This is a genomic window from Paenibacillus dendrobii (genome assembly GCF_009807035.1).
In the GTDB taxonomy this organism is placed as follows: Bacteria; Bacillota; Bacilli; order Paenibacillales; family Paenibacillaceae; genus Paenibacillus_AQ; species Paenibacillus_AQ dendrobii.
On the sequence record NZ_WUBI01000002.1, the window covers coordinates 788,261 to 803,662 of the forward strand.

A 15,402-nucleotide genomic window follows, 5' to 3' on the forward strand; every position below is an offset into this window, starting at 1 on the left:
GCAAAATAAAGGATCCCGGCGATTGAATAGCCAGGATCCTTTATTATATAATATGATGTTGGAGCGAACGCTAATACGAAAGGAACATGATGATGATCCATGACATAACTGTATTTCATGAACCTCCAGCCGCGGAGGAATACGTAAACCTGCGCCTGAAGGCTGGCCTAAGCGGGAAAGACATCGAAGCCTCCCGAAGAGGACTCGCGAATTCCCTGTTCGCCGTCACCCTTCGGCTTCACGGAGAACTGATTGGCATGGGCAGGGTCATCGGCGACGGCGGCTGCATGTTTCATGTCGTTGATATTGCCGTTTCTCCCGAGCATCAAGGGAAGGGTCTCGGCAAAAAAATCATGTCCGAAGTTACGGCCTATCTGGACCGAAATGCCGTGAAGGGAGCTTATGTCAGCCTGATGGCCGATGTCCCAGCCGACAGGCTATATCAGCAATTCGGCTTTGAACACAGCGCTCCGGCATCCGTCGGCATGTACAAAAAATATAATTAATCCACCTTGGCCCCATAGGAGCGGGCAACGTTGACAGCCTGCTCCAGATCTATCCGCACGCCCGTAAGATCAAAGGCCCTGTAGTCGATGCGGTCCATTTTTGCACCTCTGAGATCTGCCCCTTTGAATACGGTCTTGGTCAGCTTGGCCCCCGTAAGATCCGCTTCCCGTAAATCCGCCTTCTGAAAATTACTTTGACTGAGATCGGCTTCTACTAAACGAATGCCCTTTAGCACCTGTTTGGACAAATTCACCTGCCGCAGATTCGTATATGACCAGTCCCCGCCCTGTATCGTGATCCCGTCCATCAGGGCACCGGCGAAGTCGCTGCCGATCATCTTGCAATCCTCAAATTTCGCCACGAAAAGATTTGTCCCCGCAAATCGGCAGTTTGTAAAAGCCGAGCGCGTATGGAGGGATGCGTTAAAAGTCGCGCCTCCAAAATCACACTCGATAAACTGGCAGCCGCTTGTCCAGATTTCATCCATCGACGTCCCCCGGAAGATGCAGCGGGTAAAGGTGCAGCCCTTCAATTCCCCATTCTTTAAATCCTGTTGACTAAAATCCACTTTTTCATATTGCTGGTCTGTGTATTGAAACATGGTTTTCTTCACTCCCTCATCATTAGCGAGTCCATGATCTCGACTTTTTCTTGATCGTAACAAACATACGTTCCTTTCACAATAACGTATGTATCATATTTTTTTGGCAAGACCCGAAAAACGCAACCCTAAAAACGAAATTTCACACCTGTTTCTTCCTTCCCTCCCAACCTACAATTAGAAGTGCATAATGAAAGCACTTACACGAGGATTTTGCAACCATGCCAGAATGCGGTTTACAAATCAAAGTTTGCAAAATCAGCACAGGAGGTCGGATCACATGAGTGCCAAACTCGGCGCAGAGCTTACCCAGCAGCCTAAACCGGCAGCAGGCAAGCAGAGAACACTGCTGCGCAGGCTGCTCAGCCAGAAATATCTACAGGTGATGGCACTGCTTGGTGTCGCCTGGATGATTATTTTCAACTACATACCCATGTACGGCATTATCATTGCTTTCAAACAGTACGTCATCACCCACTCCATATCGGAGGCGCCGTGGGTCGGACTGGACAATTTCAAAGAATTTTTTGAGGATGAAGAGCTCCCCGGCGTAATCTGGAATACGCTAGGCATCAGCCTGATTAAGTTGATCATCGGTTTTCCGCTCCCGATCCTGTTTGCACTATTTCTGAACGAGCTGAGGTCGATCCGGCTGAAAAAAGCGGTGCAGACCATTTCTTATCTGCCCCACTTCCTGTCCTGGGTTATTCTCGGGGGGATTTTGGCCACCTGGCTCGCGGATGTAGGGATTATCAACCATATTCTAATGGCGCTGCATGTCATCAAAGAACCGATCAGCTATCTGGCAGAGCCCAAGTATTTTTGGGGCATCATCGTCACATCCGATATCTGGAAGGAACTGGGCTGGTCAGCCATTATTTATCTGGCGGCTATCGCTGGCGTCTCCCCTGATCTGCACGAAGCAGCGACCATTGACGGGGCAGGACGCTTTCAGAGAATGTGGTACGTTACGCTCCCGGGCATCAAAAGCACCATCACGATTCTTTTCATACTGGCCGTCAGCGGCATTCTGAATTCCAATTTCGATCAAATCCTGGTGCTGCGCAACTCGCTCAATGAGAGCGCCAGCAGTGTCATCGACGTGTATGTGTATCAGACAGGCCTTGTGAATAACCGCTTCTCTTATTCCACGGCTGTGGGCTTGATCAAATCCTTGATTGCGCTGATACTGCTCCTGATTGCCAATTCGGTCTCCAAGAAGATCAACGATACATCCCTATTCTAATGAAAAGGTGGTTGAAGTCCCATGTTTAAACTAAATCGAAGAACCGCCGGGGATGTGACCTTTGACGCCTTCAACGTGCTGATCATGCTTGCCGTCTGCTTTATCACGCTATATCCGATCTGGTATGTACTCGTGAACTCCTTCAACGAAGGACAGGACGCCATGCGGGGAGGCATCTATTGGTGGCCCCGGATATTCAGCCTAGAAAGCTACCAAGCCGTCTTTCGCAGCAGCGGCATCATGACAGCGATGGGCATCACGATCGCCAAGACCCTGCTCGGTACCGTGGTACATGTCTTTTTTACCGCCATGGTCGCCTACGCCTTCTCCCGAAGAGATCTGGTCGGACAAAAGGCTTATATTTTGCTTGGTACCGTCACCTTGTTTTTTAACAGCGGCCTCATTCCCTACTATCTTTTGATTCGCGATTTGCATCTGCTGGATAATTTTCTGGTCTATATCATTCCAGCGATGTTCAACTTTTTTGACCTGATCATCTTCATGACCTTCTTCCGGGAAATTCCGGACGGTTTGGAAGAAGCGGCGAAAATCGATGGAGCGAATGACCTTTCCATTTTCGTGCGCGTCATCATTCCGGTATCCATGCCGGTCATCGCCACGATCGCCCTTTTTCACGGGGTCTATCAATGGAATGATTATTTCACCGGCATGATCTATATCAACAACATGGATCTGCAGCCGATCCAAACCTACTTATACCGGATTGTCGCGCAATCCAGCTCCAACCAGATGGCTTCAGCCATGCCGGGAGGCATATCCAAAAATGTGACCTCCCAATCCATCAAGCTGGCTACCATGGTGGTTACGACCGCCCCAATCGTGCTCGCCTATCCGTTCCTGCAAAGGTATTTCGTGAAAGGTCTGATGATCGGGTCCATCAAAGGTTAGGAGCATAGGAATTTTTTTCCTGGACGGCAACACATGATTCACCAAAATATATCTAGAGGGGTAAACCATGATGAGAAAAAACGCATTTCGCAAGAGCAGCCTGCTGCTCCTAGCCTTCACACTGATGCTGTCGCTTGCCGCATGCGGCGGTTCTTCCGGGACAGAGACCAAAGACGCGGAACCGGAAGGCAGCAAAACCGAACCCGCGGCGGAAACGAAAACGGTATCTGCAGATGAACCAGGCTGGAAAGCCGACACGTCGCCGATCACATTCGACTGGTATTTGAACTTCTCCTGGTTCGCCAACAAATGGGGTGTGGATCCGACTTCCCAATACGTCACGAAGAAAACCGGCGTCAACCTCAACTTTATCGTACCTGCCGGGAATGAAAACGAGAAGCTGAACACGATGATCGCATCCGGCAGCCTTCCCGATTTCATCACGCTGGGCTGGTGGGAAGACGGCGTCAAATCCATGATCGAGGGCGATCTGGTGCTCCCGCTGAACAAGCTGGCGGATGAGTATGATCCTTATTTTATGAAAGTGGCAGACCCGGCCAAGATGTCCTGGTATAAGCAGGATGACGGCAATACCTATGTCTATCCGAACTCATCCTCTTCGCCAAAGGATTTCGAGAAATATTCGGGAGACTATCTCTCTAATCAGACCTTCCTTGTCCGCAAAGATATGTATGAAGCGCTCGGCAAACCGGATATGCGCACACCGGAAGGCTTCCTGAACGCGCTGAAACTGGCGAAAGAGAAATTCCCTGAAGTCGAAGGTCAGCCTCTGATTCCGTTCGGGTTGACTGAATTTAACGATGTGGGCAATGGAAGTCTTGAAGGATACCTGCAAAACTTCCTAGCCATCCCGTATGAAAAAGACGGCAAGCTGTATGATCGCACGACAGATCCTGAATATCTCCGCTGGCTCAAGACATTCCGCCAGGCCAATCAAGACGGGCTACTTGCCAAGGATGTATTCATTGACAAACGTCCGCAGATGGAAGAGAAGATCGCGCAAGGCCGCTATTTCGCCATGATGTACCAGCGCAGTGACATGACTGCCCAAGAAAATGCGCTTTATGCCAAAGATCCGAATTCCGTATACATCGCCGTGGATGGCCCGGCCAACTCGAAGCTGGATCCTCCGACGCTGGCGGGACCAGGTATTTCCGGCTGGACGGTAACGCTGATCTCCAAAAAAGTGAAAGACAAAGCCAGAGCCATTCGCTTCCTGGAGTATCTGATCAGCGAAGAAGGACAAAAGGATCTGTTCCTTGGAGAAAAAGGCGTCAGCTATGACACGATTGACGGCAAAGACCAGTTTAAACCGGAAGTGCTCGACCTTCTCAATAAGGACCGCTCTGCTTTTGACAAAAAATACGGCTCCTCTCTTACCTTCTGGATGATGCAGGACACGAACATGATCCTGCAATGGCAGCCGGCAAGTGTCGAACCATTCAAACAAATGGAGGATTGGACCAAAGGCAAAACGAAGAGCTTCTCGCAATACGATAACATCAATCCGACTGGCAACTCCGAGGAAGGCGTCGCCAGCAATAAAATTGCCCAGACTTGGGGCAAAACGCTGCCGAAACTCCTGCTCAGCAAATCGGATGAAGAATTTGATAAGATTTGGAGCGATTTCCTCGAAAAGCGGGATAAAGCAGGACTCGCCAAGGTTGATGCCTTCAAGCAAACCAAGTTTGAGGATAACGTGAACAAGCTTCAGGAATTCCTGAAGTAATCCGTATAACAGCAAAATTATATCCAAAAAGCCCCATTTTTGCGTGGGCTTTTTGGATTTTCGTCTTGTATTTCCAAAATATCATTCCGGACGTGATCCCTTTGCTCAGACGCTTACGCACACTAGTACAGCAATTCGTACACAGGCTCGAGCATTACTCTTTGCAGCAGCGCCTGTTTTTCTCCTATATCATTATCATTCTGATCCCGAGCATCGTGTTCTCGCTCATTATATTCAGGCAGCTAAACGAAAACTTCACGAAGGATGTCCTGCGTAAAAGCGAGAGCTCGATTGAAATCGAGAAGACGAACATCAGGAACAATATGGAGACGATGGAACGAGCGGTCCAGCTGGCCCTTTCAGATCGGGAGGTCATGTATTATCTTGACCGTTCGAGCGATCCGGATACATCCGAGCTGATCGAGTTCAGCAACAGTACCGTGAATAATATTCTGCGGCTTCAATTCAACAATCCGGATATCGAGCATATCCGCATTTTTTCTGATAATCCTTTCATTAGTGAAATCTGGCCCGTTTTTTTGAAAGAAAGCCGTGTGCAGGGCGAGGCTTGGTACGAGGAGCTCAATCGCATGGACGGAGCAGGCTTATGGCAAATATCCGAACGGGACAAGGAACCGATTCATAATCTTGTGTTGGATGAAAAGGAATACCGCCAGAAAATGTCCCTGCTGCGCGAGATCGAATATCCGAAAGGCAGGCATGTCGGCTTGATTCAAATTGATATGCTGCTAAACAACTTCTTTTCCAGCACATATAAAGTCCAAGACAACGGGCAATCGCAGATGGTAATTATGAATGAAAGCGGCCGGCTGTATTATCCCAATACGGCTCCCCTGCTCTCTGTCTACCAGCTTGCGGATGCAAAGCTTAATGAGAGGCTACACCCTACGGATGAAAAAACGCTTGTCCATTTTAATTTGAACCTGTCCGGCAAGCCTTACCTTGTCGTGTATACCTACATAGACAGCATCCACGCATACGTCGTGCAAATGACATCCATGCAGGTCGTGCTCGCTGAACTGAATAAAACGCGGAACACCATTTTACTGGTCAATGTAATCCTGATTGCTATTTTGTCCGTCTCCACCTTTTTTCTCAATTCGCTGATTCTGAAAAAACTGCGGCAGCTGACGCTTTCCATGAAAAAAATACGTCTCGGCGATTTCAACATCCAGCTTCCCGTGGGCGGCGGCAGCGAAGTTGGTGAGCTTACCCATCATTTCCGGAAAATGATCAATAAAATCAACGAGCTCATTGCCGATGCGGTCAACAAGCAGGCTGCCTCCAAGGAAGCCGAGCTGAAAACGCTGAAGAATCAAATCGACTCCCACTTTTTGTACAATACACTGGAAAACATCAAGATGCTCGCCGAAGTGGAGAACCAGCAGCCTATATCCGATGCCTTAACTTCACTCGGGAGCATGATGCGTTACAACCTGAGATGGAGCAGCGAATATGTGCGGCTGCGCGAGGAGATGAGCCATATCCGGCATTACGTTTCACTGATGAATTTGCGTTTTGACCAACGAATCCATTTTCACAGCGAACTGCTAGAGCCCGATCTCGACCTCGAGGTTCTGAAAATGTCCCTGCAGCCGATTATTGAGAATGCAGTCAAGCATGGACTACGCAGCAGTACCTCAGGCGATTCCGATCTGAACATCAGGGTGAAGACTCTTGCGGATAAGCGGACGCAGATTATTGTCGTTGAGGATGACGGGACGGGAATGTCCCTTGAGAGGACCGAACAGCTTAACCTCAAAATACGTTCTCCGGAGACGGGTGTCCCATCTGCATCTCCTCGTCTTGAAACCAATGCCCTTCCTCTGGAAGGCCAAAGCGGCAACGGGATCGGACTGCGCAACGTTCACCAGCGTCTACAGCTGTTTTATGGTCATGAGTATGGCCTGTGGGTCGAAAGTGAGGAAGGAAAATACACCCGGGTCATGATGAAGGTCCCCAACTTCAACCTGAATGGAGGCGTAGCCTGATATGTACAAACTTCTAATCATTGATGATGAAAGAAACATACGAATCGGTCTTAAGGCCATGATTGAAAGGGAGTATCCTTCCTTGTACAGCATTCGGCTGGCTGCCGGAGGCGTGGAAGCACTTGAACTGTACCGCGATGAGAGAGCAGACATGATCATAACCGATATACGCATGCCCGGCATGGATGGTCTGGAGCTGATCCAGGAATTGAACCGTTCCCCTCTTCCTCCAGCCGTCGTTATTCTAAGTGGCTACGATGATTTTCAATATGCCAAAGAAGCGATAACGTACAGGGTCAGGGAATATTTGCTCAAACCCATTGTTCGCGAAGAATTATATCAAGCCTTAAACCGTATTACGGATGATCTGAAGCAGGAGCATGAGGTGAACCAAGAACTTGAGAAGCTGAATAAGTACAAGGATGAGCAGGCTGCGGACCAGTTGAACTATATTTTTCTTCATCCGGATATCCCTGAGCTAGAAATCCGCAGCCGCTGTGCCAAAGCCGGTCTCCATCTCTTGACTCAGCCCTATGTGACCGGAGTGATCCAAGGCGAACCTAGGCAGGATTCCGATTTTAAAAAGTTGTGGGCGGAGCATTTCACCGGCGAGAATTCCATAGCCTTCACGGATAAGGATCGCAACCTGGTTGTTATTACTTCCGATGAAAGTCTTTTCACAGATTTTATTGTATATGCGCAGGAAAAACGGCTGCATGTTGGGATTGGCGTCAGCGCCGTCAACAAGGAACCCGAGAAAGTAAAACACAGTTATTTTCAGGCGAAGCAGGCTCTGAAATATCAAATCCTGCAAGCCAAGAAGGATGCCTCCATCTATTATTACAAGGATGTCAACCACCTCACCATGCCGCAAGGCCTTCCGGAAGAGGAGATCCGCAGATTGGCCAATCTGCTTGGAACCGGCAGGAAGCAGGAAATACAAGAGCTGTGGCATTGCATTTTTAATGTACAGACAATCAAACGCCATAACATTTCGTATCTTGAGCAACTCAGCAGACTGGTGAATGAGCTGGTGTTTGACCAGGTGTTTACAAGCTACGGCGAAGCCTCGGTGGAAATTCTGAAAAGCTACAAAAAAATCGGGTATCTGTACCATAGCGAGACGATCAGCGACTATATCCATGATGCGGAAGATCTGCTGCTGCGGCTGGACGGATACATCAAAGATATTAAAGAAGCCCATATCGGGCATGCTGAAATGAAAGCAGCGATCGAATATATCGGGCAAAACTACGACAAACCGCTTAATATGGCCACCGTTTCCAACCACGTCTCGCTGAATTATTCCTACTTCAGTGAAACTTTTAAACATTTTACGGGAATGAGCTTTGTTCCCTATCTGAAGAAAGTCCGGATTGACAAAGCCAAAGACCTGCTGGAAGAAACGCACCGGAAAGTTTACGAGATTGCAGATCAGGTCGGTTTCGAAAACGTCAAACAATTCAACCGGGTCTTTCGTGAGCTGGAAGGCGTTTCTCCCATGGAATACCGCGAAAAGACATGGATCCACTTCAAATGAAGTGTTGCGATATTGCGATTCAGATCGACGCTCTCCCGTCAAAGAAAAGGCAGTTCAAGCCGAATGGCTTGAACTGCCTTTTTGATGATGCTATTATGCCAGCTGTGCCGCTGTAAGCAGACGCTGAAGAGTGAGCTCCTTTGTGGATGGATACACGATATCCGCTCCGGAAGGTCCGAGAATGCTCTCTTCTCCGATTCCCACCGCATACATGCCGGCTGCTTTTATCGCCTCGATGCCGGCCTGGGAATCCTCAATTCCGATACAATAAACCGAATCAGCCCCTGCCTGCTCTGCACCCTTCACAAAAATATCGGGTTCAGGCTTGCCGGGAATGCCGCCCGGATCAACGATCGCATGAAAGTAAGTATTCAGCTGTAGTGCTTCCAGAATCAAAGGAGCATTTTTGCTGGCTGAAGCAATCACTGCCGGAATCTTGTTCTCCTGAAGTTCGGTCAGCAGCTCCTTAATCCCTGGATACGTATCTTCAGGCGTAAGACCAGCCAGCAGCGATACATATTCATCGTTTTTTTCCTGAGCGAGGCGTTCCTTCTCGGCCTGTGAATATTTCTGTTCCTGATGTCCGTGAACCAAGATGCGCTCCAATGACTGCATGCGCTCAATGCCTTTCAGCGATTCATTGAAGTCGCTGTCGATCTCAATTCCGATCCGCTCTGCCATCTGCTTCCACGCGGTAAAATGGTATTTGGCCGTGTCCGTGATGACTCCGTCCAAATCGAATAGTACGGCCTGCAATTTCATGTTTGTGCCTCCTTGATCGCCTAACCTTCATCTATGAAAATATCTGTAACTTCAGTTTTACATCGTAATCGATATTTGTGTCTCTTTGGAAATATGTGTCTGACCCTTCCACTCGAGGATGATCTTATACCCGGACGGATTGATAATATCCGCCTGCAATGTCCCCTGCTTGGACAGCAGCTTCACATCAACCGTGGCATCCCCGATCCGCATTGAAACGAAATCGATTTCGAACACCGCAAAAAAATATTGTTAAAATATGAAAGCGCTTCCGAGGTGATTATAGCATCGCTACAGATTCCCTGTCAACCAAATGAAATGAAATTTTTTGATGCTGTCCTGTTTCCTGCTTTTCCAGGATCCGGATGACCTGCTCAAAAGCCATAAAAGCCATGTGTTGAAAATCCTGATGGACGGTCGTAAGCCTTGGAGTGGTATAGCTGGAAAGAACGATATCGTCGAAGCCGATGATGGACAGTTTTGCAGGAATGTGGACATTTAACTCGCGGCAACGGCTCATGAAGCCGATCGCCATTAAATCGCTGGCAAAAAAAACAGCTGTCATCTCCGGATGCGCTTGCAAATAGGTATCCGCCAATTCGTAGGCGTATTCCTCGGTATAGTCGCCGTTGACGACAAGAGACGGGTCATATTTGAGGCCATTTTGTTCCAGCGCCTGACGATACCCCTCCTGACGCTCTTTACTTACGACCGCATAGTTGTGACCATTCACCATACCGATATGCCTATGGCCATGGTTAATTAAATGCTGAACCGCGCATTTTGCCGCTTCAACGTTATCGGTCATAATCGAGCCGGTATGCATCCCCGTAATATCCGCATCAATGACGACGCAGGGAAAGTTGCTATCGACAATCTCCAGAAAATACGGATCCGTCGTTTTGAGTCCGGTAATCACCGCTCCGGAGACTTTATGCTCTTTGCAAAACTGCCAGTAGGATTTATCCTGCTGCTCGGACAAGTTCCGGGTATATAAAAGAACCTCGTAATTGTAATGTGAGGCTGCCTCGAAAATACCTGTCATCATTTTGAACAAAACGCCGTCTTTGCCATTGGAATATTCAAAATTCGAAAAAATAAGTGCAATGGATTTGGTTACCTTCTGCTTCAAGTTTTTGGCCAGCATATTCGGAGAGTAATTCAACTCTTCCACGGCCTTCAGCACTTTCTTCTTCGTTTCCTCGCTTACATCGGTATATCCGTTCAATGCCTTGGATACGACCGTCGTCGATACATTCGCGTACTTCGCCACGTCTTTTATTGTTGCCATCCGCTCACCTCCTGAGTTTCTTGATTTCAATATATTTTACTGGATAGGATTACATATTCACATAATTAAATCATAGTGCCGATATCCTGTCAAAATTGATATAACAAACGAATTCCATCCAAATGAACGAATGAAGTTCTATCCACCCGCAGCTCCCCCTCTTTTCCATTTTATTATTTTATATTATATTTCACTTAAAAAAAGCGCTCCGCAGACAAATATCGCTGAAGCTTGCGATGCCGAAAAGCGGATAATTCAGTGTTCACAAATCTCCTTTTAAAGTATAATTATTCCAGAACATAGCCTTGCGGCGACGCAAATAGACAAGGGGGGACACCGATGTACAAGGTTTTTATCGTCGATGATGAAGCGGTTGTCCGGGATGGGTTAAAACGAACGATTAATTGGCAAGAGCATGGTTTTGAGCTGATTGGAGACTATCCGAACGGACGCGAAGCGCTTGAAGTCATGGAACATACGGTGCCGGATGTCATTATTTCCGATATATCCATGCCTTTTATGGACGGTCTGGAGCTGGCAGCCGCCGTATCGCAAAAATATCCATATGTAAAAATGATTATCCTTACAGGCTTTGATGAGTTTGAATATGCGCAGCAGGCGATTCGGCTCAAGGTTTCCGATTTTATTTTGAAACCGATCACGGCCCATGAAATGAGAGATTTGCTGCACAAGGTCAAGCGTGAAATGGATGAGGTTGCCCAGCAGCATGAGGATTTAAGCAGACTGTACAATCAACTGAAGCAAAGTCTACCGCTGCTAAAAGAGCGCTTCCTGGAACGTCTCGTAGTGAACGGCCTGAGAACGGCGGAGATCAACGAACGCTTTCAATACTTCGGCCTGACACCGCTTTCTCCTCTGCAGCTGGTGACGGTCGCCGACATTGATGATTTTGGCATACGCAATATCCGTACCGATACCGGTCACGATACCGAAATTCTCCGCTATGCGGCATTTAATGTTTTTGAGGAAATTGCGAATCGCGAGAATTTGCTGCTTTTCCGTACGCGCGAGGAGCGGCTTGTTTTGGTATTTTCCGGCGAAGAGGATGAAACCGTTCTTTATGAACAGGCATACCGCATTGCGGAGGAAGCGCGTTTTTATATCGATAAATTTTTAAAATTCACCGTCAGCATCGGTGTCGGACAAGCATGCAGAACGGCTGAAGAGCTTCCTCTTTCCTATAAAAGCGCCCTGTCCGCTCTTGATTACCGATTCTTGCTTGGCAAGAACCGCGTGCTCAGCATACTGGATTTCGAAGGCAGGCCGTCGTACGGCAATCAGCCGCAAAGCGACTGGGACCGCCAGCTCGCTTCCGTGGTCAAGACCGGCTCCATACAGGAGGTTCATCAGTTTATTCAGGGATTTGTGGCACAGCTCAAAGAAAGCATGGTTCCGCTCGATTCCTGTCTGCTGCATATCCAGAAAGTCATTCTTTCCCTCATGAATACGACGCAGGAGCTTGGACTTGGTGAAGACTGCCGCCAAATCCATCTGACCGATGTGTATAGATTCAAAACATTGGACGAGATCGAGGCATGGCTAGAAGAAACGGTATCCTCCGTCATGACGGCGATTTCCGAGAATCGTAACCACTATACTCTGACTCAAATCCGCAAAGCGGTTGAATATATCGAAACCCATTATGCCGAAGAAAAAATTTCGCTGCAGGATCTTTGCCGTCATGTGCTTATGAGCACCAGTTATTTCAGTCTCGTGTTTAAACAGCACACCGGGGAAACCTTCGTGGAATATTTAACCCGGATCCGTATGGAAAAGGCCAAGGAAATGCTTCAGCATACCACCATGAAGTTTTATGAAATCGCCGGGAAGGTCGGTTATGGAGATCCCAACTACTTCAGCATTCTGTTCAAAAAACATGCCGGCATGACACCAAGGGAGTATCGTGACCGGCACGCCAAGGAGAGCTGAGCCTGATGTCCAGATCTAGAAAGAGCGCCTCCTTCATTCCCTTCCTGCCGTTCAAAAGCATTCAATCGAGCATTTTTTTCACCTTTTCATGCCTGATTCTGATTACGGTCATGGTCATCAGTCTAAACAGCTATCGTTTGTCGGTCGATGCCGTGGAGACGAATTCTCAAAGCTATGTGCAGGAAATTATTAAACAGGTCAATTCCAACATCCAATCCTATATCGACAATATGGAGAACATCAGTATGCTGGCCATGACCAATAAAGACGTCAAATACTATATTTCCAACAACAGCTTTATCAGCAAAGGGGACCGGAGACCCTACGAAAAGCGTATCTCGGACTTATTTCAGGCTATTCTTTACTCGCGCAAGGATATTTCGGCCATTATGGTGTTTGGGTATAACGGCTTTTCTGTTTCTGACCGGAGAATTACCCTCCTGAACCCTTACACCAAGCTGGAAAACCAGTCCTGGTACAAAGAGGCCAAGAGCAAAGGCGGCCAATCGGTGATCTCACCTCCCCACGTTCAGAACATTATCCAAAATGAATACCGGTGGGTCGTTTCACTGAGCCGGGAGCTAAAGAGCACGGATGGAATCCGGGGGGAAGGCATTTTTCTGGTTGACTTGAATTTGAGCATTATTAACGATATCTGCAGCAAGATCAATATGGGCAAAAAAGGATACGTCTTTATCGTCGACAATTCCGGCAATATTGTATATCATCCGCAGCAGCAGCTGTTATACAGCAATTTGCGGTCAGAACCGATTGTTAAGGCGGCGGGAGCCCAGAGCGGCACCTCCTTTACCGTTGATGATGATAAGGGCAAACGTGTCTATTCCGTTCAGGATACCAATTTTGGCTGGAAGATCGTGGGCGTAGCATATACCGATGACCTGATTGCCAATGAAGGCACGATCCGCAATTCGATTTTGCTCTATGCCATTACCGGGATTCTCTTTTCATTGCTGCTGTCTCTTTTCCTGTCTTACCGCATGTCCAAACCTCTGCGCATTTTGCAGCGCGACATGAAAAAAGTGGAACGCGGCAATTTTGATGTCCGAACCAATATCGAGCCCATTAATGAAATCGGCCAACTGGGACGCTCTTTCAATCTGATGCTGGCTCAGATCAAGAATTTGATGGAAGAGATCATCGATACGCAAGAAAGCAAAAGAAAAAGCGAGCTCATGCTGCTCCAATCACAGATCAATCCCCATTTCCTCTACAATACACTCGATTCGATTATCTGGATGGGTGAGCAGAAAAAGCACGAAGAGGTGGTTCTGATGACCTCCGCCCTGGCCAAGCTGTTCCGAGCAAGCATTACCAAGGATAAGGAGCTAGTGCCGATCCGGGTGGAAGTGGAGCATATCACCAACTATCTTTTGATTCAGAAAATGAGATATGACGAGCAGCTTGAGTACGAGATCGATATATCTCCTGATATCATGCACTACAAGACGCTGAAGATCCTCCTGCAGCCATTTGTGGAAAATGCCATCTATCATGGCGTCCGCAATAAACCGGAACCGGGAAAAATCACGATCCGCGGGCGCGAGCAGGACCAGGTCATTATTTTTGAAGTCGAGGATGACGGCATGGGCATGACTCCCGAGCAGCTTGAAGACATCTGGACGGTACATGACAAGCAGCAGAAAACCAAGACAACAAGCGGAATCGGAATCGGAAACGTGAACGAGCGGGTCAAGCTGTTTTTTGGCAGTATGTACGGTATTCAAATCCAAAGCGAGCCGGAAGAGGGTACCACCGTAACCATCATCATTCCGAAAATAAAGGAGTAGCAGCCTATGCGAATACAACGTGCCACTCTTCTGATGACGATCATTTTCATTGCTTCCGTTGTGTATATCATTTTATATTTCAAGCTGTTTATCCCAACGCCCGAGCAGGAGCACAATATCACCGTGATCCTGAAAGAGCATAATATCCGTTCGGATTTTTGGCAGACCGTCAGTGCGGGAGCCGAAGCGGCTGCCAAGGAATCCGGGGTGAACATCACGATTAACGGACCGCTCCAGGAAACCGATATCGATGCGCAAATCCGATTGCTGGAGGAGGTCTTGGAGCAAAAGCCCCAAGCAGTCGTGATCGCCCCCATCAATGATGACCGGGTCACCGCAGAAATGGAAAAAATTCAAGAGGCCAAAATCCCTCTGGTTATCATCGATACGCCCGTAAGTCAGAATTCCGCCCCTGCTTTGGTCTCCAATGACCATTTCACGGCAGGTATGCAGGCAGGCAAGGTTACGCTGGAGCAGACCAAAGACAGCCCAAAATCCGTCATCATCAGTGATTTCGTCAATTCGGGAGTTTCTGCAGAAAGGGAAAAAGGAGTACGAAAAGCGCTTCTCCCCTTCTCGCAAAGCGTATACGGAACCTACTACAATTCGGATTCTGAGGAACGTGCGTACATCATAGCCAAAACGATTATGAGGGAGCACAATGACCTGAACGCGATCATTGCCCTGAACGAATCGGCAGCGCTGGGAGCGGCCAAGGCCATTAAAGATGCCAATAAGACCGGTCTCATCAAACTGATCAGCTTTGACACCTCCGTATATGAGATCCGGCTTCTGGAAGAAGGAACGCTGAATGCGACTGTCGTACAGCAGCCTTTCAATATTGGATATTTGGGAGTACAAACCGTGCTGGACTTATTGGATGGAAAAAAGGTCAAGCCTGTGACCTATACGAATTCGATTGTCGTCACGAAAGAAAACATGTACTCCCCGGAAAATCAGAAACTCTTATTCCCTTTTATCGATAAATAACCATTTCAGAGATCCTAAAAGAAAGGTGTGAGCGCC

The 15,402-nt window shown here is 47.9% G+C and carries 13 protein-coding genes; 9 read left to right on the forward strand and 4 right to left on the reverse strand.

Annotated elements, in window-relative coordinates; translation table 11 throughout:
- The first annotated feature begins 92 nt into the window (after positions 1-92).
- Positions 93-506 carry a GNAT family N-acetyltransferase gene (locus GRF59_RS17370; RefSeq protein ID WP_160498946.1) on the forward strand — a complete coding sequence of 138 codons (414 nt, stop codon included), beginning with the start codon at positions 93-95 and terminating at the stop codon, positions 504-506.
- Here the strand turns inward: GRF59_RS17370 and GRF59_RS17375 are convergent.
- A complete protein-coding gene (locus GRF59_RS17375; protein ID WP_160498947.1) occupies positions 503-1,108 on the reverse strand; it encodes a pentapeptide repeat-containing protein in 606 nt (201 codons plus the stop codon). The genes GRF59_RS17370 and GRF59_RS17375 overlap by 4 nt on opposite strands.
- Positions 1,109-1,388: 280 nt before the next feature.
- On the opposite strand from GRF59_RS17375, the gene GRF59_RS17380 reads away from it, so the two are divergent.
- The 5 genes from GRF59_RS17380 (at position 1,389) to GRF59_RS17400 (ending at position 8,565) form a co-directional block, all read left to right on the forward strand.
- Positions 1,389-2,354, forward strand: a complete 966-nt coding sequence (locus tag GRF59_RS17380; protein WP_160498948.1) for an ABC transporter permease — start codon at positions 1,389-1,391, stop codon at positions 2,352-2,354.
- A 21-nt stretch (positions 2,355-2,375) separates the two neighbouring features.
- Complete coding sequence (locus GRF59_RS17385) at positions 2,376-3,263, forward strand: carbohydrate ABC transporter permease (RefSeq protein WP_160498949.1); 888 nt, start codon at positions 2,376-2,378, stop codon at positions 3,261-3,263.
- Positions 3,264-3,333: 70 nt separating this feature from the next.
- Positions 3,334-5,013 (forward strand): type 2 periplasmic-binding domain-containing protein, encoded by a 1,680-nt coding sequence (locus tag GRF59_RS17390; RefSeq protein ID WP_202128715.1) that lies wholly within the window; start codon positions 3,334-3,336, stop codon positions 5,011-5,013.
- Between the two features lie 101 nt (positions 5,014-5,114).
- The gene (locus GRF59_RS17395; protein ID WP_160498951.1) at positions 5,115-7,025 is read left to right on the forward strand and encodes a sensor histidine kinase; all 1,911 of its coding nucleotides are present in this window, start codon (positions 5,115-5,117) and stop codon (positions 7,023-7,025) included.
- A 1-nt stretch (position 7,026) separates the two neighbouring features.
- Positions 7,027-8,565, forward strand: coding sequence for a response regulator (locus tag GRF59_RS17400; RefSeq protein ID WP_160498952.1), 1,539 nt, complete (start codon positions 7,027-7,029; stop codon positions 8,563-8,565).
- 93 nt (positions 8,566-8,658) lie between these two features.
- Here the strand turns inward: GRF59_RS17400 and pgmB are convergent, their stop codons facing one another.
- Genes pgmB through GRF59_RS17415 form a run of 3 tightly spaced genes read right to left on the reverse strand, consistent with a single transcriptional unit; the run spans position 8,659 to position 10,618 of the window.
- On the reverse strand, positions 8,659-9,327 hold the full coding sequence (gene pgmB / locus GRF59_RS17405) for a beta-phosphoglucomutase (protein WP_202128716.1): 669 nt from the start codon (positions 9,325-9,327) through the stop codon (positions 8,659-8,661).
- A 57-nt stretch (positions 9,328-9,384) separates the two neighbouring features.
- Positions 9,385-9,564, reverse strand: coding sequence for a hypothetical protein (locus GRF59_RS17410; RefSeq protein ID WP_160498953.1), 180 nt, complete (start codon positions 9,562-9,564; stop codon positions 9,385-9,387).
- 43 nt (positions 9,565-9,607) lie between these two features.
- Complete coding sequence (locus GRF59_RS17415; protein ID WP_160498954.1) at positions 9,608-10,618, reverse strand: LacI family DNA-binding transcriptional regulator; 1,011 nt, start codon at positions 10,616-10,618, stop codon at positions 9,608-9,610.
- A gap of 339 nt (positions 10,619-10,957) precedes the next feature.
- Here GRF59_RS17415 and GRF59_RS17420 point away from each other — a divergent pair, with 339 nt between their 5' ends.
- Genes GRF59_RS17420 through GRF59_RS17430 form a run of 3 tightly spaced genes read left to right on the forward strand, consistent with a single transcriptional unit; the run spans position 10,958 to position 15,366 of the window.
- On the forward strand, positions 10,958-12,568 hold the full coding sequence (locus GRF59_RS17420; protein ID WP_160498955.1) for a response regulator transcription factor: 1,611 nt from the start codon (positions 10,958-10,960) through the stop codon (positions 12,566-12,568).
- 5 nt (positions 12,569-12,573) lie between these two features.
- Positions 12,574-14,376, forward strand: a complete 1,803-nt coding sequence (locus tag GRF59_RS17425) for a cache domain-containing sensor histidine kinase (RefSeq protein ID WP_160498956.1) — start codon at positions 12,574-12,576, stop codon at positions 14,374-14,376.
- 6 nt (positions 14,377-14,382) lie between these two features.
- On the forward strand, positions 14,383-15,366 hold the full coding sequence (locus GRF59_RS17430) for a substrate-binding domain-containing protein (protein ID WP_160498957.1): 984 nt from the start codon (positions 14,383-14,385) through the stop codon (positions 15,364-15,366).
- Positions 15,367-15,402: the final 36 nt, after the last annotated feature.

Coding starts and splice junctions, on each gene's coding strand:
- GRF59_RS17370 (WP_160498946.1), top strand. CDS start 93: ATGATCCATGACATAACTGTATTTCATGAACCTCCAGCCGCGGAGGAA.
- GRF59_RS17375 (WP_160498947.1), bottom strand. CDS start 1,108: ATGTTTCAATACACAGACCAGCAATATGAAAAAGTGGATTTTAGTCAA.
- GRF59_RS17380 (WP_160498948.1), top strand. CDS start 1,389: ATGAGTGCCAAACTCGGCGCAGAGCTTACCCAGCAGCCTAAACCGGCA.
- GRF59_RS17385 (WP_160498949.1), top strand. CDS start 2,376: ATGTTTAAACTAAATCGAAGAACCGCCGGGGATGTGACCTTTGACGCC.
- GRF59_RS17390 (WP_202128715.1), top strand. CDS start 3,334: ATGAGAAAAAACGCATTTCGCAAGAGCAGCCTGCTGCTCCTAGCCTTC.
- GRF59_RS17400 (WP_160498952.1), top strand. CDS start 7,027: ATGTACAAACTTCTAATCATTGATGATGAAAGAAACATACGAATCGGT.
- pgmB (WP_202128716.1), bottom strand. CDS start 9,327: ATGAAATTGCAGGCCGTACTATTCGATTTGGACGGAGTCATCACGGAC.
- GRF59_RS17415 (WP_160498954.1), bottom strand. CDS start 10,618: ATGGCAACAATAAAAGACGTGGCGAAGTACGCGAATGTATCGACGACG.
- GRF59_RS17420 (WP_160498955.1), top strand. CDS start 10,958: ATGTACAAGGTTTTTATCGTCGATGATGAAGCGGTTGTCCGGGATGGG.
- GRF59_RS17425 (WP_160498956.1), top strand. CDS start 12,574: ATGTCCAGATCTAGAAAGAGCGCCTCCTTCATTCCCTTCCTGCCGTTC.
- GRF59_RS17430 (WP_160498957.1), top strand. CDS start 14,383: ATGCGAATACAACGTGCCACTCTTCTGATGACGATCATTTTCATTGCT.